The sequence below is a fragment of the Agromyces sp. Y182 genome (genome assembly GCF_059445385.1).
This window is the reverse complement of the sequence record NZ_JCAIUF010000001.1, coordinates 242,553-264,804: the sequence shown is the minus strand read 5'-3', so window position 1 is coordinate 264,804 and position 22,252 is coordinate 242,553. Positions and strand designations below refer to the sequence as shown.

21 protein-coding genes are annotated in these 22,252 nt (G+C 68.5%); 18 read left to right on the top strand and 3 right to left on the bottom strand.

Translation table 11 applies throughout. From position 1 onward, the window contains the following. From AC1C2R_RS01250 to prfA, 7 genes are all read left to right on the top strand, one after another. Entirely contained in the window at positions 1 to 816 is an 816-nt protein-coding gene (locus AC1C2R_RS01250; protein WP_495378665.1) for an LmeA family phospholipid-binding protein, read from the top strand. 156 nt (positions 817 to 972) lie between these two features. Further along, entirely contained in the window at positions 973 to 2,421 is a 1,449-nt protein-coding gene (gene lysA / locus AC1C2R_RS01245; protein WP_495378664.1) for a diaminopimelate decarboxylase, read from the top strand. Further along, complete coding sequence (locus AC1C2R_RS01240; RefSeq protein ID WP_495378663.1) at positions 2,418 to 3,725, top strand: homoserine dehydrogenase; 1,308 nt, start codon at positions 2,418 to 2,420, stop codon at positions 3,723 to 3,725. Before lysA ends, AC1C2R_RS01240 begins: the two co-directional genes overlap by 4 nt. Next, positions 3,726 to 4,826: a threonine synthase gene (gene thrC / locus AC1C2R_RS01235; protein WP_495350717.1), complete on the top strand. Its 1,101-nt coding sequence runs from the start codon at positions 3,726 to 3,728 to the stop codon at positions 4,824 to 4,826. Beyond that, positions 4,823 to 5,797, top strand: a complete 975-nt coding sequence (thrB, locus tag AC1C2R_RS01230; protein WP_495378662.1) for a homoserine kinase — start codon at positions 4,823 to 4,825, stop codon at positions 5,795 to 5,797. Before thrC ends, thrB begins: the two co-directional genes overlap by 4 nt. 423 nt (positions 5,798 to 6,220) lie before the next feature. Then, positions 6,221 to 8,440 (top strand): transcription termination factor Rho, encoded by a 2,220-nt coding sequence (rho, locus tag AC1C2R_RS01225; protein ID WP_495378661.1) that lies wholly within the window; start codon positions 6,221 to 6,223, stop codon positions 8,438 to 8,440. A gap of 7 nt (positions 8,441 to 8,447) precedes the next feature. Beyond that, on the top strand, positions 8,448 to 9,524 hold the full coding sequence (prfA, locus tag AC1C2R_RS01220; RefSeq protein WP_495350714.1) for a peptide chain release factor 1: 1,077 nt from the start codon (positions 8,448 to 8,450) through the stop codon (positions 9,522 to 9,524). A gap of 141 nt (positions 9,525 to 9,665) precedes the next feature. Here prfA and epsC read toward each other — a convergent pair whose 3' ends face one another. Then, positions 9,666 to 10,244 carry a serine O-acetyltransferase EpsC gene (epsC, locus tag AC1C2R_RS01215; RefSeq protein WP_495350713.1) on the bottom strand — a complete coding sequence of 193 codons (579 nt, stop codon included), beginning with the start codon at positions 10,242 to 10,244 and terminating at the stop codon, positions 9,666 to 9,668. Positions 10,245 to 10,352: 108 nt separating this feature from the next. Continuing rightward, on the bottom strand, positions 10,353 to 11,288 hold the full coding sequence (cysK, locus tag AC1C2R_RS01210; protein WP_495378660.1) for a cysteine synthase A: 936 nt from the start codon (positions 11,286 to 11,288) through the stop codon (positions 10,353 to 10,355). A gap of 86 nt (positions 11,289 to 11,374) precedes the next feature. Here cysK and prmC point away from each other — a divergent pair, with 86 nt between their 5' ends. After that, complete coding sequence (prmC, locus tag AC1C2R_RS01205) at positions 11,375 to 12,259, top strand: peptide chain release factor N(5)-glutamine methyltransferase (RefSeq protein WP_495378659.1); 885 nt, start codon at positions 11,375 to 11,377, stop codon at positions 12,257 to 12,259. 17 nt (positions 12,260 to 12,276) lie between these two features. Here prmC and AC1C2R_RS01200 read toward each other — a convergent pair whose 3' ends face one another. After that, a complete protein-coding gene (locus AC1C2R_RS01200; protein WP_495350710.1) occupies positions 12,277 to 13,260 on the bottom strand; it encodes a TetR/AcrR family transcriptional regulator in 984 nt (327 codons plus the stop codon). 132 nt (positions 13,261 to 13,392) lie between these two features. On the opposite strand from AC1C2R_RS01200, the gene AC1C2R_RS01195 reads away from it, so the two are divergent. The 10 genes from AC1C2R_RS01195 (at position 13,393) to atpA (ending at position 22,184) form a co-directional block, all read left to right on the top strand. Further along, positions 13,393 to 14,301, top strand: coding sequence for an ATP-binding cassette domain-containing protein (locus AC1C2R_RS01195; RefSeq protein WP_495378658.1), 909 nt, complete (start codon positions 13,393 to 13,395; stop codon positions 14,299 to 14,301). A gap of 5 nt (positions 14,302 to 14,306) precedes the next feature. Beyond that, a complete protein-coding gene (locus tag AC1C2R_RS01190) occupies positions 14,307 to 15,137 on the top strand; it encodes an ABC transporter permease (RefSeq protein WP_495378657.1) in 831 nt (276 codons plus the stop codon). A gap of 98 nt (positions 15,138 to 15,235) precedes the next feature. Next, on the top strand, positions 15,236 to 16,087 hold the full coding sequence (locus AC1C2R_RS01185; RefSeq protein ID WP_495378656.1) for an L-threonylcarbamoyladenylate synthase: 852 nt from the start codon (positions 15,236 to 15,238) through the stop codon (positions 16,085 to 16,087). Continuing rightward, positions 16,084 to 17,379, top strand: a complete 1,296-nt coding sequence (locus AC1C2R_RS01180) for an MraY family glycosyltransferase (protein ID WP_495350706.1) — start codon at positions 16,084 to 16,086, stop codon at positions 17,377 to 17,379. The genes AC1C2R_RS01185 and AC1C2R_RS01180 overlap by 4 nt, the downstream gene beginning before the upstream one ends. After that, entirely contained in the window at positions 17,360 to 17,836 is a 477-nt protein-coding gene (locus AC1C2R_RS01175; protein WP_495350705.1) for a Cg1360 family ATP-synthase-associated protein, read from the top strand. Before AC1C2R_RS01180 ends, AC1C2R_RS01175 begins: the two co-directional genes overlap by 20 nt. 182 nt (positions 17,837 to 18,018) lie before the next feature. Beyond that, positions 18,019 to 18,798 carry a F0F1 ATP synthase subunit A gene (atpB, locus tag AC1C2R_RS01170; protein ID WP_495350704.1) on the top strand — a complete coding sequence of 260 codons (780 nt, stop codon included), beginning with the start codon at positions 18,019 to 18,021 and terminating at the stop codon, positions 18,796 to 18,798. A 45-nt stretch (positions 18,799 to 18,843) separates the two neighbouring features. Further along, entirely contained in the window at positions 18,844 to 19,077 is a 234-nt protein-coding gene (gene atpE / locus AC1C2R_RS01165; RefSeq protein ID WP_022888426.1) for an ATP synthase F0 subunit C, read from the top strand. Between the two features lie 28 nt (positions 19,078 to 19,105). Next, positions 19,106 to 19,669, top strand: coding sequence for a F0F1 ATP synthase subunit B (locus AC1C2R_RS01160; RefSeq protein WP_495350703.1), 564 nt, complete (start codon positions 19,106 to 19,108; stop codon positions 19,667 to 19,669). Positions 19,670 to 19,672: 3 nt separating this feature from the next. Further along, positions 19,673 to 20,467: a F0F1 ATP synthase subunit delta gene (locus AC1C2R_RS01155; RefSeq protein ID WP_495378655.1), complete on the top strand. Its 795-nt coding sequence runs from the start codon at positions 19,673 to 19,675 to the stop codon at positions 20,465 to 20,467. A gap of 76 nt (positions 20,468 to 20,543) precedes the next feature. Beyond that, positions 20,544 to 22,184, top strand: a complete 1,641-nt coding sequence (gene atpA / locus AC1C2R_RS01150) for a F0F1 ATP synthase subunit alpha (RefSeq protein WP_495350701.1) — start codon at positions 20,544 to 20,546, stop codon at positions 22,182 to 22,184. Positions 22,185 to 22,252 lie beyond the last annotated feature (68 nt).

Sequence of the window (22,252 nt, the reverse complement as noted above, 5' to 3'; positions counted from 1 at the left end):
ATGGCCAGCAACGGCGACGACCGCGATTCGAGCGGTGCCGCGACGCTCGGAGGGCCCGTCACGCGCACCCGACGCCCGCTCGGTCGTACGGCCCGCGCATGGATCGTCGTGGTCGCGGTGCTGGTGGTACTCATCGCGGTGTTCCTCATCGCCGACGTCATCGCCCGGAGCCTCGCCGAGCAGCGGGTCGCCGAAGAGATCGAGTCGAATCTGCCCGACGGCGTCGAGGGCGACGTCGACGTGACGATCGGCGGGTTCTCGGTCATCGCCCAATACCTGACGGGCACGATGGAGCGCGTCGAGCTCGAGGCGCCGCAACTGGACGTCGACGGCGCGCCCATCGACGTCTCGGTCCTCGCCGAGGGACTGCCGCTGGACTTCGAGTCGCCGGTGCGACACCTGACGGCGACCATCAGCGCCGATCAGGAGTCGGTCAACCGGCTGGTCTCCGTCGCCGGCATCCAAGCCGGGTTCACCCTCGGCGACGGCACCGTCGGATATGAGGGCGAGCTCGAGCTCTTCGGGGTGCCGATCAGCTACCAGATCACGGCGACGCCGATCGCGGCCGGCGACTCGGTGCTCCTCGAACCTGCGGGGGTCGAGGTCGGTGCCGGAGGCGCGTCGATCGATGTCTCGGGCGTGATCGATCGCCTGCTCGGCGGCGACCCACTCGAGGTGTGCGTCGCCGACCGGCTGCCGGCCGGTGTGCAACTGGAGTCGATCACGGTGATGCCGGGTACCGCGGTCATCGGGCTCCAGGCCGACGGGCTCACCCTCGACGCCGAGAGCCTCGAGCAGACCGGCAGCTGCGGCTAGCACCGGCGTCTCCGATTCGGCCCGGCATACGAGCCTCGGTAGACTCGCGATACGCCGACCCACAAGGTCGGCGCGCACTGCAGGCTTCAGGAACCGATCCGGGTTCGCTCGCCGCGAGCGGTCCGTGCCGTCGTCTCCGTCCCGTGAGGTTTCCCCGTGGTATCCACCGCACCCGTTCCCGGCTGGCTCAGTGTGCCCGCCGACGCCAATGCGCTCGCGCCGTTGGTCTGGCCGTCGAACGCCGTTCGCGACGAGGGCGGCGGGCTCGTCATCGCGGGCCGCGATGCCGCGTCGCTCGCCGCCGAGTTCGGCACGCCGCTCTACGTCGTCGACGAAGCCGACGCGAGGGCTCGCGCAGCGCGCATCAGACGGGCCTTCGACGACGCCGCGGCATCCATCGGCACGACTGTGACGGTCTATTACGCCGGCAAGGCGTTCCTCTCGGGTGCGATCGTGCGCTGGGTCACCGACGAGGGCCTCGCGGTCGATGTGTGCACCGGCGGCGAACTCGCGGTCGCACTCGCCGCAGGCGCCGACCCGGCACGTCTCGGCTTCCACGGCAACAACAAGTCGATCGCCGAGATCGAACGCGCGGTCACGGCGGGCGTCGGTGCGATCGTCATCGACAGCGAGATCGAGATCGAACGGGTCGCGGATGCCGCGGCTCGCGCCGGCCGGGTGCAGCGGGTGCGGCTCCGCGTCAACAGCGGGGTGCACGCCTCGACGCACGAGTTCCTCGCAACGGCACACGAAGACCAGAAGTTCGGCGTCTCCCTCGACCGTGCGGCCGAGCTCGGCGCTCGCATCCGCTCGCACGCCTCGCTCGACTTCCTCGGGCTGCACTGCCACATCGGTTCGCAGATCTTCGATTCGGCGGGCTTCGCCGAGTCGGCCGAGCGCCTGCTCGCCGCGCACGCCGAGCTCTCTCGGGTCGCACCGGTGCCCGAGCTGAACCTCGGCGGCGGGTTCGGCATCGCCTACACTTCCGTCGATGAGCCGGCGCCGATCGAGGAGATCGCCGTGGGCATCGTGCGCGCGGTCGCGAACGGATGCCGCGAGCACGACGTGCCCGTGCCGAAGCTCGCCTTCGAGCCCGGCCGCTCGATCATCGGCCCCGCCGGCGTCACGATCTACACCGTTGGCACCGTCAAGCCCGTGCCGATCGAGGGCGGCGTGCGCCAGTACGTGTCGGTCGACGGCGGCATGAGCGACAACGTCCGCACTGCGCTCTACGGTGCCGACTACTCGGCGCGCATCGCTTCACGAGCCTCCGACGCGGCACCCGCACTCGTGCGCGTCGCGGGAAAGCATTGCGAGTCGGGCGACATCGTCGTCGACGCCGAATACCTGCCCGGCGACGTCGCCCCGGGCGACCTGCTCGCCGTGCCGGCGACCGGCGCATACTGCTGGTCGCTCGCCTCCAACTACAACCACGTGCCCCGGCCGCCGGTCATCGCCGTGCGTGACGGGCTCGCGCGGGTCATCGTGCACGGTGAGACCGAAGAGCAGCTGCTCGCCCGTGACGCGGGGCTCGATGCATCCGACGACCGGCCCTTCGACGGCCGTGCCCTCGACGACCGCACCACCGAAGGGAACCCGGCATGATCGAGTACCGCTCCATCCGAGTGGGCCTGCTCGGCGCTGGCTCGGTCGGTTCGCAAGTGGCGCGCCTGCTGCTCGAGCACTCCGATGAGCTCGCCCAGCGCATCGGCGCCCGCATCGAGCTCGTCGGCATCGCCGTGCGCGACGTCGAGGCCGAGCGCGATGCCGAACTGCCGCGCGAGCTGCTCACGACCGACGCCGATGCACTCATCCTCGGTTCCGACATCGTCATCGAGCTCATGGGTGGCATCGAGCCGGCCCGCACGTTCGTGCTGCAGGCGATCGCCTCGGGCGCCGACGTCGTGACCGGCAACAAGGCGCTGCTGGCCAATCACGGCCCAGAGCTCTTCGCCGCCGCCGAGCAGGTGGGTGCGCAGCTCTCGTACGAAGCGGCCGTCGCCGGGGCCATCCCGATCATCCGGCCGCTTCGCGACAGCCTCGCCGGCGACCGCGTCGAGCGCATCCTCGGCATCGTGAACGGCACGACGAACTTCATCCTCGATCGCATGGACCAAACCGGTGCCTCGCTCGAAGACGCGCTCGCGACTGCGACCGAGCTCGGCTACGCCGAAGCCGACCCGACCGCCGACATCGGCGGCTACGACGCTGCGCAGAAGGCTTCGATCCTCGCGAGCCTCGCCTTCCACACGAGCGTGCCCGTCGAGGCCGTGCACCGCGAGGGCATCACGGGCATCTCGGCCGAGCAGGTCGACTCGGCGCGCCGGGCCGGCTACGTCGTGAAGCTCCTCGCGATCTGCGAGCGCCTCACCGACGCCGAGACAGGCGAAGAGGGCGTCTCCGCCCGGGTGTACCCGGCCCTCGTGCCGCGCAGCCATCCGCTCGCCGCGGTGCACGGGGCGAACAACGCCGTGTTCGTCGAGGCATCCGCTGCCGGGCCGCTCATGTTCTACGGTGCCGGTGCTGGGGGAGTGCAAACCGCCTCCGCCGTGCTCGGCGACCTCGTCGCCATCGCCCGCCGGCACGTGATCGGCGGCCCCGGTACCGCCGAGTCGACGCACGCCGAGCTGCCGGTGCTCGACATCGGGCGCATCACGACCCGCTACGCCATCACGCTCGAGGTCGCCGACGAGCCGGGCGTGCTCGAGCAGATCGCGCGCACCTTCGCCGAGCACGGCGTCTCCGTCGAGCAGTTGCAGCAGACCGTCAGCGAGGGCTCCGAGCGAGCTACGCTGGTCATCGGGACGCACGAGGCGAAGGAGTCCGCGCTCGCCGAAACCGTCGTCGCCCTCGCCCAGAGCCCCGTCGTCGCATCCGTCGCGTCCGTCCTCCGAGTCGAAGGAACGTAAGTGAACAACCCCATCTCCCCGAAGGCCGATTCGCGCCAGTGGCGCGGAGTCATCCGCGAATACGCCGACCGGCTCGACGTCACCGACTCCACCCCGGTCGTCACTCTCGGCGAAGGCGGCACGCCGCTGCTTCCCGCGCCGGCACTCTCGGCCCGCACGGGCGCTGACGTCTGGGTGAAGTTCGAGGGGATGAACCCCACGGGCTCGTTCAAAGACCGCGGCATGACGATGGCGGTCACGAAGGCCGTCGAGCGCGGCGCGAAGGTCGTCATCTGTGCATCGACCGGCAACACCTCGGCATCGGCCGCCGCCTACGCCACGCATGCCGGCATCACGGCCGCGGTACTCGTGCCAGAAGGCAAGATCGCGATGGGCAAGCTGAGCCAGGCGATCGCGCACAACGCCCGGCTCATCCAAGTGCAGGGCAACTTCGACGAGTGCCTCGACATCGCACGCGATCTCGCCGACAACTACCCGGTGCACCTCGTCAACTCGGTCAACAACGACCGCATCGAGGGGCAGAAGACCGCGGCATTCGAGGTCGTCGAGGTGCTCGGCGACGCGCCCGACTTCCACTTCATCCCCGTCGGCAACGCCGGCAACTACACCGCATACACGCGCGGCTACCGCGAAGACATCGCCGCAGGCAATGCGACCCGACTGCCGCGCATGTTCGGGTTCCAGGCCTCGGGTTCGGCGCCCATCGTGCGCGGCGAGCCCGTGAAAGACCCCGACACCATCGCGAGCGCGATCCGCATCGGCAACCCCGCCTCGTGGGAGCTCGCCCTGCAGGCGCGCGACGAGTCCGACGGATACTTCGGCGCGATCGACGACGACAAGATCCTCGAGGCCCAGCGCATCCTCTCCGCCGAGGTCGGCATCTTCGTCGAGCCCGCATCGGCGATCTCGGTCGCCGGGCTCCTCGAGCGCTCGGCCGCCGGCGTCGTGCCCGCGGGCGCGCGCGTCGTGCTCACGGTCACCGGGCACGGCCTGAAAGACCCCCAGTGGGCCCTTCGTACGGCCGACGGCTCAGACGTGCAGCCCGTCATCGTGCCGGTCGACACCGTGCAGATCGCCTCGGTGCTCGGACTCTCGTCATGACGAGCGCCGCCGTCGCGACGGACGCCGGCGTCTCGCCGTCGCTCGCCGGTCGCCGCGTGCTCGTGAAGGTGCCGGCGACGTCGGCCAACCTCGGCCCCGGCTTCGACACGCTGGGGCTGGCGCTCGCACGCTACGACGATCTCGAGGTGTCGGTGCCGACCGAGTCGACGGGGCACGACGGCCCGCGGCTCGAGATCGAGGTGCACGGCGTCGGCGAGGGAGAGGTGCCGCTCGATGCGTCGCACCTCGTCGTGCGCGCCATCGCCCACGCCTTCTCGCGCGCCGGGGTTGCGTTGCCGCCGCTGAAGCTCGTGGCGCACAACAGCATCCCGCACGGCCGCGGCCTCGGTTCGTCCGGCGCCGCGATCGTCGCGGGGGTCATCGCGGCCAAGGGACTGCTCGAGGGGGTCGTCGAGTTCACGGCCGACGAACTGCTCGATCTCGCGACCGAGCTCGAAGGGCATCCCGACAACGTGGCGCCGGCGCTCTTCGGCGGGCTGACGATCGCCTGGGTCACGCCCGATGGACCGCGCCACAAGAAGCTCATCGTGCATCGCGGCGTTTCGCCGCTCGTGCTCGTGCCCGAACACGAGATGTCGACGGCACTCGCACGCTCGCTGCAGCCCGAGTCGGTGCCCCACGAAGACGCGGTCTTCAACGTTTCGCGGTCGGCGCTGCTCATCGCGGCGCTCATCCAGAGCCCCGAGCTGCTCTTTCAGGCCACCGAAGACAAGCTGCACCAGCACTACCGCGCGAAGGCGATGCCCGAGACCGATCGACTCATCAGGGTGCTGCGCGAGGCGGGGCATCCTGCCGTCGTCTCGGGCGCGGGCCCGTCGATCCTCGTGCTCGCGAGCGATCCGAGCGAGCGTGCCGCGGCGATCGCGCTGGTCGAGGCGTCCGCCGACACTGCCTGGCAGGCGCTGCCGCTCGCCGTGGACTTCAAGGGTGCGACGGTTCTCAACGCGTAGCGTTCACGACCGCCGCGAACGGCGGCAGCCCCAAGGTGACGCCGCCCGGAAGACCTGAGAGCGCACGACGGCGGCCCCCACGGGGCGCAGCAATTCAGGTCGGGAGGTGTGTCGCAGCGCCGACACGCCGGGTCAGCGCCGCGCCGCGCCGCTCCCGACCTGAATTGCGCAGGGAGAGCAGCGCGGCATCCGCTTTCCACAGCTGCGTCGTGTGTCGGAATCACCGGTTCGGTGATGGTAGACTGAACACGCACCCGGCAGGCGACGCATTGTTCGCGTCACCGCTCGCTCGTGCAATTCCCGGCAAATTATTGCTTTCGCTCTCGCGCACGTCTGCGCCTTCGTGCGCACCGACATCGCTCGTGCAAGCGACCAGCTCTCCTGTATCCGCAACTCCTGCGTCAGGGGAAAGGAACATACCCAGTGACCAACGGAATCGACCACGCCGACCGCGTGGCCAACACCGCCCGCCTGTCCGCGCTGAAGGTCGCCGAGCTCCAAGAGCTCGCCGCGTCCCTCGGCCTCGCCGGCGGTTCGAAGCGCCGAAAGGGTGAGCTCGTCGAGCTGATCCAGGCCCATCAAGAGGCATCGCTCGGCCAAGGAGCTTCCCTCGGCCACGAGGCATCGCTCGGCGACACCTCGTCCGACGAACCTACGGCCGTGCCTGAGGCGACCCCTCGCATCGAGCTCGATCTGCCCGAGGCACCCGCGGCCCCCGTGACGCGCCCCGAGCGCGACGCTGCTGCAGCCGACGAGATCGCGGCACCGGATGTCGCGGCCGACGCGGCCTCGACCACCCCGGTCGTCGCGGCCCCCGCCCGGCAGCGACGCCAGCCCCGTCGGGCCACGAGCGCGACCACTGCGGCGGTGCAGCACGTGAACAACGGCGACACCGGCGCCGGCCTCGTGCCCGAGACCGACGACGCTCGCGAAGCAGCTCGCGCCGCGGTGCGAGAAGAACTCGCCGCCGCGACCGGCGAGGGTGCCCGCGGCGCCCAGTCGGGCGACGGCGATGGTGATGCCACCGCTACCGAAGAGCCCCGCCAGGGGCGCAGCCGGAACCGCGGCCGACGTGGCGGCGAGCGTGCCGACCGCGGCGACGACGCCCAGAAGGGCGAGCAGAAGCAAGGCGAGCAGAAGCAGGGCGAGCGCCAGTCGGGCCGTCAGAACGGCGAGCGTTCGAACGGCGAGCGTTCGAACGGCGACCGCCAGAACGGCGAGCAGCAGGGCCGCAAAGGCGAGGAGCAGGGCGCAAAGTCCGGCGAGCCGCGCCAGGGCGGCGATGACGACAAGGCCAAGCAGCAGAACGAGGGCGGCCGAGGTCGCGACAACCAGACTCGCGACAACCAGGCGCGCGACGCGCAGGCCCAGCTCGACGGCGAGGGCGGGCGTCGCAACCGGTACCGCGATCGCAAGCGCCGCGGCCAGGGCGCCGGTGACGAGCTCGAGCCCGAGATCCTCGACGACGACGTGCTGATCCCCATCGCGGGCATCCTCGATGTGCTCGACAACTACGCGTTCGTGCGCACCACGGGCTACCTGCCCGGCCCGAGCGACGTCTACGTCTCGCTCGGCCAGGTGAAGAAGTACAACCTGCGCAAGGGCGACGCGGTCGTCGGTGCCATCAAGCAGCCGCGCGACAGCGACTCGAACAGCCGCCAGAAGTACAACGCGCTCGTGAAGGTCGATTCGATCAACGGCCAGACCGCCGATGAGGCTGCTGCGCGCGTCGAGTTCCACGACCTCACGCCGTTGTACCCACAAGACCGTCTGCGGCTCGAGACCGAGCCCACCAAGCTCACGCAGCGCATCATCGACCTCGTCGCACCGATCGGCAAGGGTCAGCGCGGTCTCATCGTCGCTCCGCCGAAGGCCGGCAAGACGATCGTGCTGCAGCAGATCGCGAACGCCATCTCGATCAACAACCCCGAGGTCCACCTCATGGTCGTGCTCGTCGACGAGCGCCCCGAAGAGGTCACCGACATGCAGCGCACGGTGAAGGGCGAGGTCATCGCCTCGACCTTCGACCGCCCGGCCGAAGACCACACGACGGTCGCCGAACTCGCCATCGAGCGTGCGAAGCGTCTCGTCGAACTCGGCCACGACGTCGTCGTGCTGCTCGACTCGATCACTCGACTCGGTCGTGCGTACAACCTCGCCGCACCGGCATCCGGTCGTATTCTCTCCGGCGGCGTCGACGCTTCGGCGCTCTACCCGCCGAAGCGATTCTTCGGCGCGGCGCGCAACATCGAGAACGGCGGTTCGCTCACCATTCTCGCGACCGCGCTCGTGGAGACCGGCTCGAAGATGGACGAGGTGATCTTCGAGGAGTTCAAGGGCACCGGCAACTCCGAACTGCGCCTGTCGCGTCAGCTCGCCGACAAGCGGATCTTCCCCGCGGTCGACGTCAACGCGTCATCCACGCGCCGCGAAGAGATGCTCCTCTCGCCCGACGAGGTGAAGATCACCTGGAAGCTGCGTCGTGCCCTCGCGGGTCTCGAGCAGCAGCAGGCCCTCGAAGCCGTGCTCGGTCGGTTGAAAGAGACGCAGTCGAACGTCGAGTTCCTCATGCTCATGCAGAAGTCGATGCCGGTCGCTCCCGGACACGGCAACGCGCACGGGCACGAGACCGACCACCGCTGAGGCTTCCGTGTTCGAGTCCGTCCAGAGCCTGCTCGCCGAGCATGCGCAGCTCCAAGAGGAGCTCGCCGACCCGGCGCTCCATGCCGACGCTGCGCGCGCGAAGAAGGTCAACCGGCGTTACGCCGAGCTGAGCCGCATCGTCGCCGCGCACTCGGCGTGGCTCGAGGCTCAAGACGACCTCGCCGCGGCGCGTGAGCTCGCGAAAGAAGACGAGGCGTTCGCCGAAGAGGTGCCCGCGCTCGAAGAGGGGCTCGCCACTGCGCAAGAGCGCCTCCGGCGGCTCCTGATCCCGCGCGACCCCGACGACGGCCGTGACGTGATCATGGAGATCAAGGGTGGCGAGGGGGGCGCCGAGAGCGCCCTCTTCGCAGCCGATCTGCTGCGCATGTACATCCAGTACGCGCAGTCCAAGGGCTGGAAGGTCGAGCTGCTCGACCAGAACGAGTCCGATCTCGGCGGCTACAAAGACGTGCAGGTGGCGATCAAGTCGAACGCGACCGATCCGTCGCAGGGCGTCTGGGCGCACCTCAAGTACGAGGGCGGCGTGCATCGCGTGCAGCGCGTGCCGGTCACCGAGACGCAGGGGCGCATCCACACCTCCACGACGGGCGTGCTCGTCTTCCCCGAGGTCGACGAGCCCGAAGAGGTCGACATCAACCAGAACGACCTGAAGATCGACGTCTACCGTTCATCGGGCCCGGGCGGTCAGTCGGTCAACACGACCGACTCGGCGGTGCGCATCACCCACCTTCCGACCGGAATCGTCGTCTCGATGCAGAACGAGAAGTCGCAGCTGCAGAACCGCGAGGCGGCGATGCGCGTGCTCCGTGCGCGAATCCTCGCCCGCCAGCAAGAGGAGATCGCGGCCGCGGCATCCGATGCCCGCAAATCGCAGATCCGCTCCATGGACCGGTCGGAGCGCATCCGCACCTACAACTTCCCCGAGAATCGCATCGCCGATCACCGCACCGGGTACAAGGCGTACAACCTCGACCACGTCATGAACGGCGCGCTCGACCCGATCATCGAGTCTGCCATCCAGGCGGACGAAGAGGCGCGACTGGCCCACCTGGGCGACCAGTAAGCGGCGACGCACAGCGAGCGGATGCCTCGGACCACTCGTGTCCGGGGCATCTGCTGTTCGAACCCGAGCAGCGCCGGTCGGCGGTTTCTCAGGTCGAACGCATGGGTGAACGGGAGTGTTCTGCCAAGCAGCAGACCGGCGTCAGATGTGCCAGTCGTGGATGCCGCGTGCGGCGTCGGCGGTCTCGTGCGTCAGCGGCTTGAACGTCGCCGGGATGCCGACGACGAGCGAATGCGCCGGTGCATCCTTCGTGACGACCGCGTTCGCTCCGATCGTGCTCCAGGCGCCGATCGTGATGTCGCCGAGCACTTTCGCGCCGGCGCCGACGGTCACGCCGTCGTCGAGGGTTGGATGCCGCTTCGTCCCGCGTCGGGCGCCGCGTGCCGATTTTCCGCCCAATGTGACCCCGTGATAGAGCATCACGTCATCGCCGACGACCGCGGTCTCGCCGATGACGATGCCCATGCCGTGATCGATGAAGAAACGCCGCCCGATGGTTGCGCCGGGGTGGATCTCGACTCCGGTCAGAAATCTGAGCAGTTGCGAGAGCAACCGTGCCGGAAGCCTGATGCCGGCGCGCCAGAGGGCATGACTGAGGCGGTAGCCCCAGATCGCGTGCAGCCCTGAATACGCGAGGAACACCTCGGCGTTGCCGCGGGAGGCCGGATCATGGGCGCGCGCGGTCGCGATGTCTTCGCGGAGTGATCGAAAGATGCTCACGCCCATAGTCAATCAGGCGCCGCGTCGATCAGCCCGCGCGACGTTCAGTTGCCGCCCGGCCCGGCCGCCGGGTCGATCGAGCCGGCGGCCTGCTGCCGGCTCGCCCGCTCAGTCGCGGAGATCTTCGTAGAGCACCGTCGAGACGTAGCGCTCACCGAAGTCGGGTACGACCACGACGATGGTCTTGCCGTCGTTCTCGGGGCGTCGTGCGACCTCGAGTGCCGCCCAGACCGCCGCGCCCGACGAGATGCCGCCGAGGATCGCCTCGTCGGTCGCGAGCTGTCGTGCCGTCGCGATGGCGTCGCTCGTGGCGACGTCGATGACCTCGTCGTAGACCTCGCGGTCGAGCACGTCGGGCACGAAGTTCGCGCCGAGGCCCTGGATCTTGTGCGGGCCGGGCGTGCCCTTCGTGAGGATGGGGGAGTCGGCCGGCTCGACGGCGATGACCTGCACGCCGGGCTTGTGCTCTTTGAGGAAGCGGCCGGCGCCCGTGATGGTGCCGCCCGTGCCGATGCCGGACACGAGAATGTCGACGCCGCCGTCGGTGTCGGCCCAGATCTCGGGGCCGGTCGTCGCGTAGTGGATCGCGGGGTTCGCCTCGTTCTCGAACTGGCGGGCGAGGATCGCGCCCGGGGTCGCCTCGACGATCTCGTCGGCCTTGGCGACGGCGCCCTTCATGCCCTCAGCGCCGGGGGTGAGCACGATCTCGGCGCCGTAGGCGCGCAGCAGAACGCGACGTTCGATGCTCATCGTCTCGGGCATGGCGAGCACGACGCGGTAACCGCGGGCCGCGCCGACGAGGGCGAGCGCGATGCCGGTGTTGCCGCTCGTCGCCTCGACGATGGTGCCGCCGGGAGCGAGGTCGCCGGACTCCTCGGCGGCGTCGACGATGGCCACGCCGATGCGGTCCTTCACACTCGCCGCAGGGTTGTAGAACTCGAGCTTGGCCAGCACCGTGGCGCCCGCGCCCTCGGTGAGCCGGTTCAGGCGCACGAGCGGGGTACGACCGACGACCTCAGTGATGTTCTCGTAGATCTGCGCCATGAGGATGCCTCTCGGATTCGGGATTGAACGACGGCTCCAGCCTAGGGTTCGGCCGGGGTGGAGGCGAGTGCGTTACATTCCTTTGCGTGGATACGACGACCCCCGGCGCGCGAGCGCGATCCTTGCGCGAGGTCCGAGATGAGACGGTGGCGGCGCTCGCGTCGGTGGGAGTGCGCGACGCCGAGGTCGATGCCGAGCTGCTGATCGGGCACGTGCTCGGTCTCTCGCGCGGCGGCGTGCAGGCGCGAATGGTCGTGGGCGCAGAGATGAGCGAGTCGGATGCCGCGGCGCTGGCCGACCTCGTCGTGCGTCGTGCACGCCGTGAACCGCTGCAGCACGTCACGGGTCGTGCCGCATTCCGCGGTCTCGAGCTCGAGGTCGGCCCCGGCGTGTTCGTGCCGAGGCCCGAGACCGAGCAGGTCGCTCAGCTGGCGATCGACGCGCTCATCTCGGCGGCGGAGCCCGAACCGATCGGCATCGACCTCGGCACCGGCAGCGGTGCCATCGCGCTCGCCCTCGCGACGGAGGTTCCGCATGCGCGGGTATGGGCGGTCGAGAACTCGTCCGAGGCGTTCGTCTGGACGAGGCGCAACGTCGAAGCAGTCGGCGCTCCGAACCTCGAGCTCGTCTTCGGCGACCTCGCGGATGTGCTGCACGAACTCGACGGCCGCGTGGCCGTCGTCGTCTCGAATCCGCCGTATGTTCCGCTGAGCGAGGTGCCGCGCGATCCCGAGGTGCGGCTCTACGACCCCGAACGCGCCCTCTACGGCGGCGCCGACGGCCTCGATGTCGTGCGGGTGCTCTCGCAGCGCGCACTCCTGCTGCTGCGGCCCGGAGGGGTGCTCGTGATCGAGCACGGTGAGACGCAGTCGGCCGAGATCGCCGCGATCCTGGCAGCCGACGGATGGCGGGCGATCGCGCACCACCGCGATCTCACGACCCGAGACCGGGCGACCACCGCCGTTCGCTGAGCATCGAGCTGTCCGGACTACTTGGCGCGCTCGGCCTTCTCGCGGGCGTTCTTCTCGCGTTCGTGCGCGTTCTTCTCACGTTCGAGTGCGTGCTTGATCGCCTCGCGTTCGCGCTTCTGCGCCTCGCGGAGGGCCTTCTCCGCATCGCGCCGTGCCCTGGCGGCGTCGCGCACGCGCGGGTCGCGAGGGAGCGCGAGCGATGCCGGAAGCGGTTCTTCGGGGCGGGCGACGGCACCCGCCTCCATACGTGCGACGTGGTACTCGATGCCGTCGAGGATTCGCTCCAGCCCGAAGGAGAAGTCTTCGTCGGTGTTTCCGGGGTCTGCTCCGGGTTCGGCGACGTAGCCACCCGCGATGAGGAGCGGGTTCAGATAGGGGAATCGCTCGGGCGTCACGAGTTCGGTGAGGGCCTCGAAGAAGTTCGCACCACTGACATCCGCCGGGTCGGCGGCGGCGGCTGCCCGACCGAGGTCTCGCTCCTGCGCGCCCGTGGCTCGTGCATAGCTCGTGAGCAGGAGCAGCGTCGACATCTTCTCACCGTCGCTCAGGGGGAGGGTTCGGACTTCGCGCAGGAACCAGTCGACGATGAGCAGGCTGTTCGGCGTGATCGGAGCGCCTGAGACCGGGATGTCGACGATCCACGGGTGCTCACGGTAGGCGGCACGCATCGCAAGCACCCAGGCGGTGATGCCGTCGCGCCACCCGCGCTCGAGCGTCTCGTCTGGTACCGGAGGAACGACGGCACCCTCCTGCATGAGCAGGATCAGGTCGTCTTTGCTCGTGACATAGCGGTAGAGCGACATCGTCGTGAAGCCGAGCGACGCCGCGACTCGGCTCATCGAGACGGCGGAGAGGCCCTCGGCGTCGGCGATCTCGATGGCTGCATCGACGATGCGCTCGATCGAGAGTTCGCGCTTGGGGCCGCGCTGGGGGTTCGCCGCGACACCCCAGGCGAGCGCCACCGCCCGAGGGAGTTCGGGATCGCTTCGCTCAGGGCTCACTGGGGTTCCGTTCTCGAGATGGTGTTGACGACAGTCTAGAACTGTGTATATGTTAAACAACAGTGCACCACATAAACAGTTTGCGCCGTACTCATATTCACAGGTGCAAGCGACTACGGAATGGAGAACGCCATGACCCTCGCGATCGACGCACGTGGGCTGCGTAAGCGCTTCGGCAAGACCGACGTGCTCGCGGGACTCGACCTCAGCGTGCCCACTGGCACGGTGTTCGCCCTGCTCGGCCCGAACGGCGCCGGCAAGACGACGACCATCAACATCCTCACGACGCTCGTGAAGCCCGATGCCGGCATCGCACGGGTCGGCGGTATCGACGTCGCGACGGCGCCGACCGAAATGAAGGAGCGCATCGCCCTCACGGGCCAGTCCGCGGCGGTCGACGAGGTGCTGACCGGCACGGAGAACCTCGTGATGATGGGCCGGCTCTCGGGCCTGGGACGTCAGCAGGCACGCGATCGGGCGGCGCAGCTGCTCGAGCGCTTCGAGTTGACGGATGCCTCGCGCCGACGTGTCGGCACGTACTCCGGCGGCATGCGCCGCCGCCTCGACCTCGCGCTCAGCCTCGTCGTCGACGTGCCGATCCTGTTCCTCGACGAGCCGACCACGGGACTCGACACCAGGAGTCGTCAGGAGCTCTGGAACGTCATCCGCGCGCTCGCCGACGCGGGAACGACCGTCTTCCTCACTACGCAGTACCTCGAGGAGGCCGACCGGCTCGCCGACCGCATCGCCGTGCTCGACCGTGGCCGCGTCGCCGCCGAGGGCACCGCCGACGAACTGAAGGCCCGTATCGGCGGCGACGTCGTCGAGCTCCGCGGAGCCGACGGCACCCTGCTCGTCGAACTGCCGACCGATGGCAGTGTGCACGGCCTCCGCTCGGCCATCGACGAGCTCGACCGTTCTCCGGCGGCCGCGGTCGACGGTGCACAGGTCTCCATCCGCCGTCCGAGTCTCGACGACGTGTTCCTCGCGATCACCGCCGGCGCTGCGGCATCCGCCCCCGAACTCATCGAATCGAAGTGACCGCCATGACGACCAACACTCTTCCCGCCCGCACCGACCGCTCCGACCGTGTCGCCGGTGCGCCGGCTCGCGCGCCGCTCGGCGCGTTCACCGCTGAATCGACGTTCATCGCCCGCAGCTTCCGCCATTCCGTGCGCGACATCGAGGCCATGATCATGGCGATCATGCTGCCGACGATGCTGATGCTGATGTTCACCTTCATCTTCGGCAACGCCATCGACCCCTCGGGCGGCTACGTCGACTACGTCGTGCCTGGCATCATCCTGCTGTGCGCCGGCTTCGGTGCCTCGTCGACCGCGATCTCGGTCTCGCGAGACATGACCACCGGCATCATCGATCGGTTCCGCACGATGCCGCTGCGCAGCGGCGCGGTGCTCACCGGTCACGTGGTCGCGAGCCTCGTGCGCAACCTCGTGGCAACCGGTGTCGTCATCGTCGTCGCCCTCCTCGTGGGATTCCGCCCAGTGGCGACGCCGCTCGAGTGGCTCGCCGCATTCGGCCTGGTGGCGCTCTACATCCTTGCGATCACCTACCTCTTCGCGGCGATCGGACTCGCGGCATCGAGCCCCGAGGCGGCGAGCGGGTTCGGCTTCATCCTGCTGTTCCTGCCGTACCTTTCGAGCGCCTTCGTGCCGGTCGAGACGATGCCCGAGTGGCTGCAATGGATCGCCGAGTACCAGCCGATCACCCCGATCATCGAGACCATCCGCGGATTCCTGATGGACACGTCGGTCGGCGACACCGTCTGGTGGGCGCTCGGCTGGTGCGTCGGCATCCTCCTCGTGTCGGTCGTCTGGGGCGGTTGGCTGTTCCGCCGCAAGGCGGGCCGTCGCTGACGAGGGTGCTGAACAGGATGCCGCGGTGCCGGAGCGCACCGCGGCATCCGCTGTTCGCCGACGTCGCGCCCGACCCGCTGGTCTAGAATCGGCAGGTCATGACTGCCATCTACGACTGCTCGGTCGACTCAGAGCTCCTCACCGGTATGCGTCTCGCTCGCGGCGCCATCGGACGCGGCGAACTCGTCGTCCTCCCGACCGACACGGTCTACGGCGTGGCCGCCGACGCGTTCGACGCGAAGGCCGTCGCCCGCCTGCTCGAAGCCAAGGGTCGCGCGCGCACCTCACCGCCGCCCGTGCTGATCTCGGGCATCCCGACGCTCGACGCGCTCGCGAGCGAGGTACCAGAGGCCGTGCGAGCGCTCGTCGACGAATTCTGGCCGGGCGGGCTCACCGTCATCCTGCACGCGCAACCGTCGCTGCAATGGGATCTCGGCGAGACCCGCGGCACCGTGGCCCTCCGCATGCCCGCGAACCCGGTCGCCCTCGAACTGCTGGCCGAGACGGGGCCGCTCGCAGTCTCATCCGCGAACCTGTCGGGCCGGCCGTCGGCGACGACGGCAGCGGATGCCGCGGAGATGCTGGGCGATGCGGTCACCGTGTACCTCGACGGCGGCGCCGCCGGGCAGTCGTACGAACCCGTCGGCGAACGCGCGGGCGATACCTCGTCGACGATCGTCGACGCGACGGGGCTGACCCGCGAGGGCGGGCGCCTCCGCATCGCACGTGCGGGAGTGATCACCCGCGAACGCATCGCCGCAGTCGTGGGGGAGGAGCTGCTCGAGCCCGAGCCCGAGCCAGGGCCGGAGCCAGAGCCAGGGCCGGAGCCCGGACTCGAGTCCGAGTCGGCAGTGGACCTCGACCTCGGCGTCGCCGAACCTGCTTCCGGCGGTGGCCCGACCGACGTTGCCACGGCATCAGCCGACGAAACGGACACCGCCGCCTCATGACCCTGTTCCTCGCACTCGCCCTGCTGACGGCGCTCGTCACCTTCGGCGGCTCCATCCTCGTCTGGAAGCTGAGCCTGAAGTACCGGCTCTACCCGAAGATCCGCGAGCGCGATGTGCACACGCGGCCCACCCCGCGTCTCGGCGGCGTCGCGATGTTCGTCGGCATCGTCGTCGCGATCTGCGCCGCGGCCTTCATCTCGACGCTCGGCTCCGCGCGGTTCTCGGTGATCTCGATCGTCTTCCAGAACCCGGGCCAGATCATCGCGATCCTCGGCGCCGCATTGCTCATCGTGCTGATCGGAGTCGCCGACGACATCTGGGACCTCGACTGGACCACCAAGCTCGCCGGACAGTTCATCGCCGCGGGCCTGATCGCGTGGCAGGGCGTGACCATCTACTCGCTGCCGATCGGCGGCATCACCGTCGGATCGTCGTGGATGAGTGCCGTACTCACCGTGTTCGTCATCGTGCTCGTGATGAACGCCGTGAACTTCATCGACGGTCTCGATGGTCTCGTCGCCGGCGTCACGCTCATCGCGAACGGCGTGTTCTTCCTCTACACCTACCTGCTGGTGCAGCAGACGTCGCCGCTGAACTACTTCAACCTCGCGTCGCTCATCGCGATCGTGCTCGTCGGCGCGTGCGCGGGGTTCCTGCCGCTGAACTGGCACCCCGCCAAGCTCTTCATGGGCGATGCCGGGGCGCTGCTCATCGGCCTGCTCATGGCCACCTCCGCGATCGCGGTCACCGGGCAGCTCAACCCGACCGGGGTCGGCTTCGACCAGCTGTTCGCGGCGTTCATCCCGATCCTGCTGCCGTTCGCGGTGCTCGTCATCCCACTCCTCGACTTCGCACTCGCCGTCGTGCGCCGGCTCCGCGCGGGCAAGTCGCCGTTCGCCGCCGACCGCAAGCACCTGCACCACCGACTGCTCGACATGGGGCACTCACACTTGAACGCGGTGCTGATCTTCTACGGATGGACAGCGGTCGCCTCGATCGGTTGCCTGCTGACCTATGTCTTCCCCGTCTACTTCGGCATCGATTCGGCATGGGCACTCGCGCTGATCGGCATCGGATTCCTCGTGTGCGCGGCGATCACGCTCGCCCCGCTCGGCCGTCGCAAGCGGCTGACGGTGGCCGCTGAGGCCGAGATTCCCGAGACGGATGACGCGGCGCTCGGTGCCGACGAGCTCGAGGGCGCCGAGGCATCCGCGAGCCCGGTGCTCGTTCAGGGCCGCCCGGTAGAATCGGGCGACCCCGAACTGGAGCACGATGAGCGACGCACGAGCTGAACCCGACCGCACCCCGACCTCGAACCCCGTGCTGCGCAAGGCGCTCGCGTGGGGGGCACTGCTCGCCGGGGTGATCCTCGTGGTCAGCGCCGTGCTCGGTCTCGTGTTCGCCGGCGTGCCGGGCCTCCTCGGCGCGCTGATCGGCACGCTCATGGCCGTCATCTTCATGGGCATCACGGCGGCGAGCATCCTCGCCGCCAACCGATTCGCCTCGAGCGATCTCTTCGTGGGCGCGTTCTTCGGCATCGTGCTCGGCGGATGGATCCTGAAGTTCATCGTCTTCATCGTGCTCGTCGTGGTGCTCCGCGAGGCGGCCTGGCTGAACACCACGGTGCTCTTCCTCAGCCTCGTCGCGGGCGTCATCGCCTCGCTCGTCGTCGACGTGCTGGTCGTCACGAAGTCGCGGTTGCCGTACGTGAGCGACGTCGAGTTGCCGAAGGCGCCGAGCGATGACTGAGTCGCCCTCGGCGATTCGGCCGCAGCCCGAAGTATTGCTAGAGTAATGGGGATCCCCCCACGGTTCTGCCCTGCTCACGCACGGGTCGACCGCGGTCCATGTTCGTCGCCGCGAGAGCCGAGCTCCACGCCCCGAAACAGGAGAAAGCGCTGTTAGCTAACGCTCTGAACCTGCTGGTTCCGATGTCAACCGATGATGGTGGCTTCCACGGGCCGTCGATCGACGAATTCTTCCCCGGAGCGCTGTTCTTCGAAGGCACCCCCTTCGAGATCAACCGCATCATGCTCGTCCGCTTCGTCGCGGTCGCAGCCCTGCTCCTCGTGTTCTGGCTCGGCACCCGGCGCATGCGCGTCGTGCCCGGCCGGTTCCAGAGCCTCGTCGAGATGGGTCTCGATGTCGTGCGGGTGAACATCGCCGACGACCTGCTCGGCAAGAAAGACGGCAAGCGGTTCCTGCCGATCCTCACGACGATGTTCTTCATGGTGCTCTTCATGAACCTGACGGGTGTGATCCCGTTCCTGAACATCGCCGGCACATCGGTCATCGGCGTGCCGCTCGTGCTCGCGATTGTCGCCTACGTGACCTTCATCTACGCGGGCGTCAAGAAGAGCCCCAAGAACTTCTTCAAGAACTCCCTCTTCCCCTCCGGTGTTCCGTGGCCCGTCTACATCATCGTCACGCCGATCGAGCTCATCTCGACATTCGTGATCCGCCCGATCACCCTCACGCTCCGACTCATGATGAACATGATCGTCGGGCACCTCCTGCTCGTGCTCTTCTTCGCCGCGACCCAGTTCTTCGTCGTGCAGATGAGCGGATGGTGGACTCTCCTCGGTGTCGGAACGCTGGCCTTCGGCTTCGCCTTCACGCTGTTCGAGATCCTCGTCGCCGTCCTGCAGGCCTACGTCTTCGCACTCCTCACCGCGGTCTACATCCAGCTCGCGGTGGCGGAAGAGCACTGAACCCGGGCATCCGCCCAGAACATTCCCTAGGAAAGGAAACCCAACGTGGACGCAACCACCGTTCTCGCTGAGATCAACGGCAACATCGCGACGGTCGGCTACGGCCTCGCGGCAATCGGCCCGGCCATCGGCGTCGGCATCGTCGTCGGCAAGACGATCGAGGGCGTCGCTCGCCAGCCCGAGCTCGCCGGCCGCCTCCAGGTGCTGATGTGGATCGGTATCGCCTTCACCGAGGCGCTCGCCTTCATCGGCATCGCGACCTACTTCATCTTCGTCTGATCCACTCGCCCCAACTGAGGAGGCCAACGTGCTTCATGCAGTACTGAGCGCTGCAACCGAGGGTGGCGAGACCCACAGCCCGGTCGTTCCGGAGTTGTACGACATCATCTGGTCGTCGGTCTGCTTCGTCATCATCCTCATCTTCTTCTGGAAGTACGTGCTGCCGCGCGTGCAGAAGCTGCTCGACGAGCGCGGCGAGGCGATCGAGGGCAACATTGCGAAGGCCGACGAGGCGCAGCGCAAGGCCGAGGCGGCTCTCGAGGAGTACACCGCCCAGCTCGCCGACGCGCGCACCGAGGCCGGTCGCATCCGTGAGACCGCTCGCGACGACGGCAAGAAGATCGTCGCCGAGGCGAAAGACACCGCGACCGTCGAGGCCGCACGCGTCACCGCGAGCGCACAGGCGCAGATCGAGGCCGAGCGCCAGTCGGCTCTCGTCTCGCTGCGCTCCGAGGTGGGCACGCTCGCCATCGACCTCGCATCGGGTGTCATCGGGGAGTCGCTCTCCGACGACGCGAAGGCGACTGCGGTCGTCGACCGGTTCCTCGCCGACCTGGAGGCCTCAGAGGCCGCCGCCGGAGGGAAGAAGTAGTCCATGGGTAGCGCTACAAGAGGAGCTCTCGACGCATCGCGGGCTGCGCTGGCCGAGCTCGGTCGCGCAGAGCTCCCGGTCGCCGAGGCGCTTCTCGCCGCCGGCCGGGTGATCGGGGAGTCCGCGCATCTGCGCACGGCACTCATCGACCCCGAGGCCGACGCTGCACAGAAGCGTGCGCTCGTCGAGACGATCTTCGGCTCTCGCATCCCGGCCGAGGCCGCTTCGCTCCTGGTGAGCGCGGCGTCGCACCGATGGTCCTCCGGAGACGACTTCCTCGCCGGCATCGAAGAGCTCGGAATCCGCGTCGCCGCGGATTCGGCTCCCGACGGCGTCGAGATCGACGCCGAGTTGTTCGCGTTCGAACGTGCCGTCGCCACCGATGCAGAACTCGAGCTCGCGCTCGGTTCGAAGCTCGGCGATCCCGCGGCCAAGACGAAGATCGTCGATCGCCTCCTCATCGGCAAGGCATCGCCGCAGACGGTCGCGATCGTGGCGCATCTCGTGCAGCAGCCCCGCGGCCGCCGCATCGGCGAACTGCTCCGCCACGGCGCATCCGTCGTCGCCGACCAGCGCGGTTTCGACATCGCGACGGTCACGACCGCGGTCCAGCTCAGCGCCGCCCAGCTGGGCCGGCTCGAGCAGGGCCTCGCGGTTCAGTCGGGCCGCCGTGTCCGCTTCGACATCATCGTCGATCCCGCCGTGCTCGGCGGGGTCCGCGTGCAGATCGGCGACGACGTCATCGACGGCAGCGTCGCCTCCCGCCTCAGTTCGCTGCGGCAGAAGCTTGCCGGCTGACGCCGGTTGATACGACCGGCGTCCGCGCCGCGACACACCAGTAGCTGTACAACCGGTACAGAAAAGGGAAAAGACAATGGCAGAACTCACCATCAGCCCCGAAGAGATCCGTTCGGCTCTCTCGGAGTTCGTCTCGTCGTACGAACCCGGCCAGACGCAGAAGACCGAGGTCGGGTACGTGACCGACGCAGCCGACGGCATCGCGCACGTCGAGGGCCTGCCCTCGGTGATGGCGAATGAGCTCATCCGCTTCGCCGACGGCACGCTCGGCCTCGCGCAGAACCTCGACGAAGACGAGATCGGCGTCGTCGTGCTCGGCGAGTTCACCGGCATCGAAGAGGGCATGGAGGTGACCCGCACGGGCGAGGTCCTCTCCGTCCCCGTCGGCGAGGGGTACCTCGGCCGTGTCGTCGACCCGCTCGGCAACCCGATCGACGGTCTCGGCGAGATCACCGGCATCGAGGGCCGTCGTGCCCTCGAGCTGCAGGCGCCGGGCGTCATGCAGCGCAAGTCGGTGCACGAGCCGCTGCAGACTGGCATCAAGGCCATCGACGCCATGATCCCCGTGGGCCGCGGCCAGCGTCAGCTCATCATCGGCGACCGCCAGACCGGCAAGACGGCCATCGCGATCGACACGATCATCAACCAGAAGGCCAACTGGGAGTCGGGCGACGTCAACAAGCAGGTGCGCTGCATCTATGTCGCGATCGGCCAGAAGGGCTCGACGATCGCGGGCGTGAAGGGCGCACTCGAAGACGCCGGCGCCATGGAGTACACGACGATCGTCGCCGCTCCCGCTTCGGACCCGGCCGGCTTCAAGTACCTCGCGCCGTACACCGGCTCGGCCATCGGCCAGCACTGGATGTACGACTCCAAGCACGTGCTCATCATCTTCGACGACCTGTCGAAGCAGGCCGAGGCCTACCGCGCCGTATCCCTGCTTCTGCGCCGCCCGCCGGGACGCGAGGCATACCCCGGTGACGTCTTCTACCTGCACTCGCGTCTGCTCGAGCGTTGCGCGAAGCTCTCCGACGAGCTCGGCGCCGGTTCGATGACTGGTCTGCCGATCATCGAGACCAAGGCGAACGACGTCTCGGCGTACATTCCCACCAACGTGATCTCGATCACCGACGGCCAGATCTTCCTCCAGTCCGACCTGTTCAACTCGAACCAGCGCCCGGCGGTCGACGTCGGCATCTCGGTCTCCCGAGTCGGCGGCGACGCCCAGGTCAAGTCGATCAAGACGGTCTCGGGCACGCTGAAGCTCGAGCTCGCGCAGTACCGCTCGCTCGAGGCGTTCGCGATGTTCGCGTCCGACCTCGACGCGGCCAGCCGCCGTCAGCTCGCCCGCGGCGCCCGCCTCACCGAGCTCCTCAAGCAGCCCCAGTACTCGCCGATGTCGGTCGAGAAGCAGGTCGTCTCGATCTGGGCCGGTACCAAGGGCAAGCTCGACGAGGTTCCGGTGGAAGACATCCTGCGTTTCGAAAGCGAGCTGCACGACTACCTCGCCCGGAACAGCGAGGTGCTGAACTCGCTGCGCGAGACGAACAAGCTCTCCGACGAGATCGTCGCCGAGCTCGAGGCATCCGTCGACGCATTCAAGCTCGAGTTCCAGACGGGCGAGGGCAAGCCGCTCGCCTCGGTGGGCTCGGAGCAGTTCGAGGCGATCGCTGAAGAAGACGTCGTCCAGGAGAAGATCGTCAAGGGTCGCCGTTAGTCATTCCTCGTTCCCTGAGGCTCTCGAAGGGAACGGACCTCACGGGGTCGCCTCGAGAGCCTCAGCAC

What these genes read in the sequence shown, in the direction of transcription:
- AC1C2R_RS01190 (WP_495378657.1), top strand. Translation starts at nt 14,307, where the DNA reads ATGACGACCAACACTCTTCCCGCCCGCACCGACCGCTCCGACCGTGTC.
- AC1C2R_RS01250 (WP_495378665.1), top strand. Translation starts at nt 1, where the DNA reads ATGGCCAGCAACGGCGACGACCGCGATTCGAGCGGTGCCGCGACGCTC.
- AC1C2R_RS01155 (WP_495378655.1), top strand. Translation starts at nt 19,673, where the DNA reads ATGGGTAGCGCTACAAGAGGAGCTCTCGACGCATCGCGGGCTGCGCTG.
- AC1C2R_RS01185 (WP_495378656.1), top strand. Translation starts at nt 15,236, where the DNA reads ATGACTGCCATCTACGACTGCTCGGTCGACTCAGAGCTCCTCACCGGT.
- AC1C2R_RS01175 (WP_495350705.1), top strand. Translation starts at nt 17,360, where the DNA reads ATGAGCGACGCACGAGCTGAACCCGACCGCACCCCGACCTCGAACCCC.
- AC1C2R_RS01180 (WP_495350706.1), top strand. Translation starts at nt 16,084, where the DNA reads ATGACCCTGTTCCTCGCACTCGCCCTGCTGACGGCGCTCGTCACCTTC.
- atpA (WP_495350701.1), top strand. Translation starts at nt 20,544, where the DNA reads ATGGCAGAACTCACCATCAGCCCCGAAGAGATCCGTTCGGCTCTCTCG.
- cysK (WP_495378660.1), bottom strand. Translation starts at nt 11,288, where the DNA reads ATGGCGCAGATCTACGAGAACATCACTGAGGTCGTCGGTCGTACCCCG.
- atpB (WP_495350704.1), top strand. Translation starts at nt 18,019, where the DNA reads ATGTCAACCGATGATGGTGGCTTCCACGGGCCGTCGATCGACGAATTC.
- AC1C2R_RS01240 (WP_495378663.1), top strand. Translation starts at nt 2,418, where the DNA reads ATGATCGAGTACCGCTCCATCCGAGTGGGCCTGCTCGGCGCTGGCTCG.
- thrB (WP_495378662.1), top strand. Translation starts at nt 4,823, where the DNA reads ATGACGAGCGCCGCCGTCGCGACGGACGCCGGCGTCTCGCCGTCGCTC.
- AC1C2R_RS01195 (WP_495378658.1), top strand. Translation starts at nt 13,393, where the DNA reads ATGACCCTCGCGATCGACGCACGTGGGCTGCGTAAGCGCTTCGGCAAG.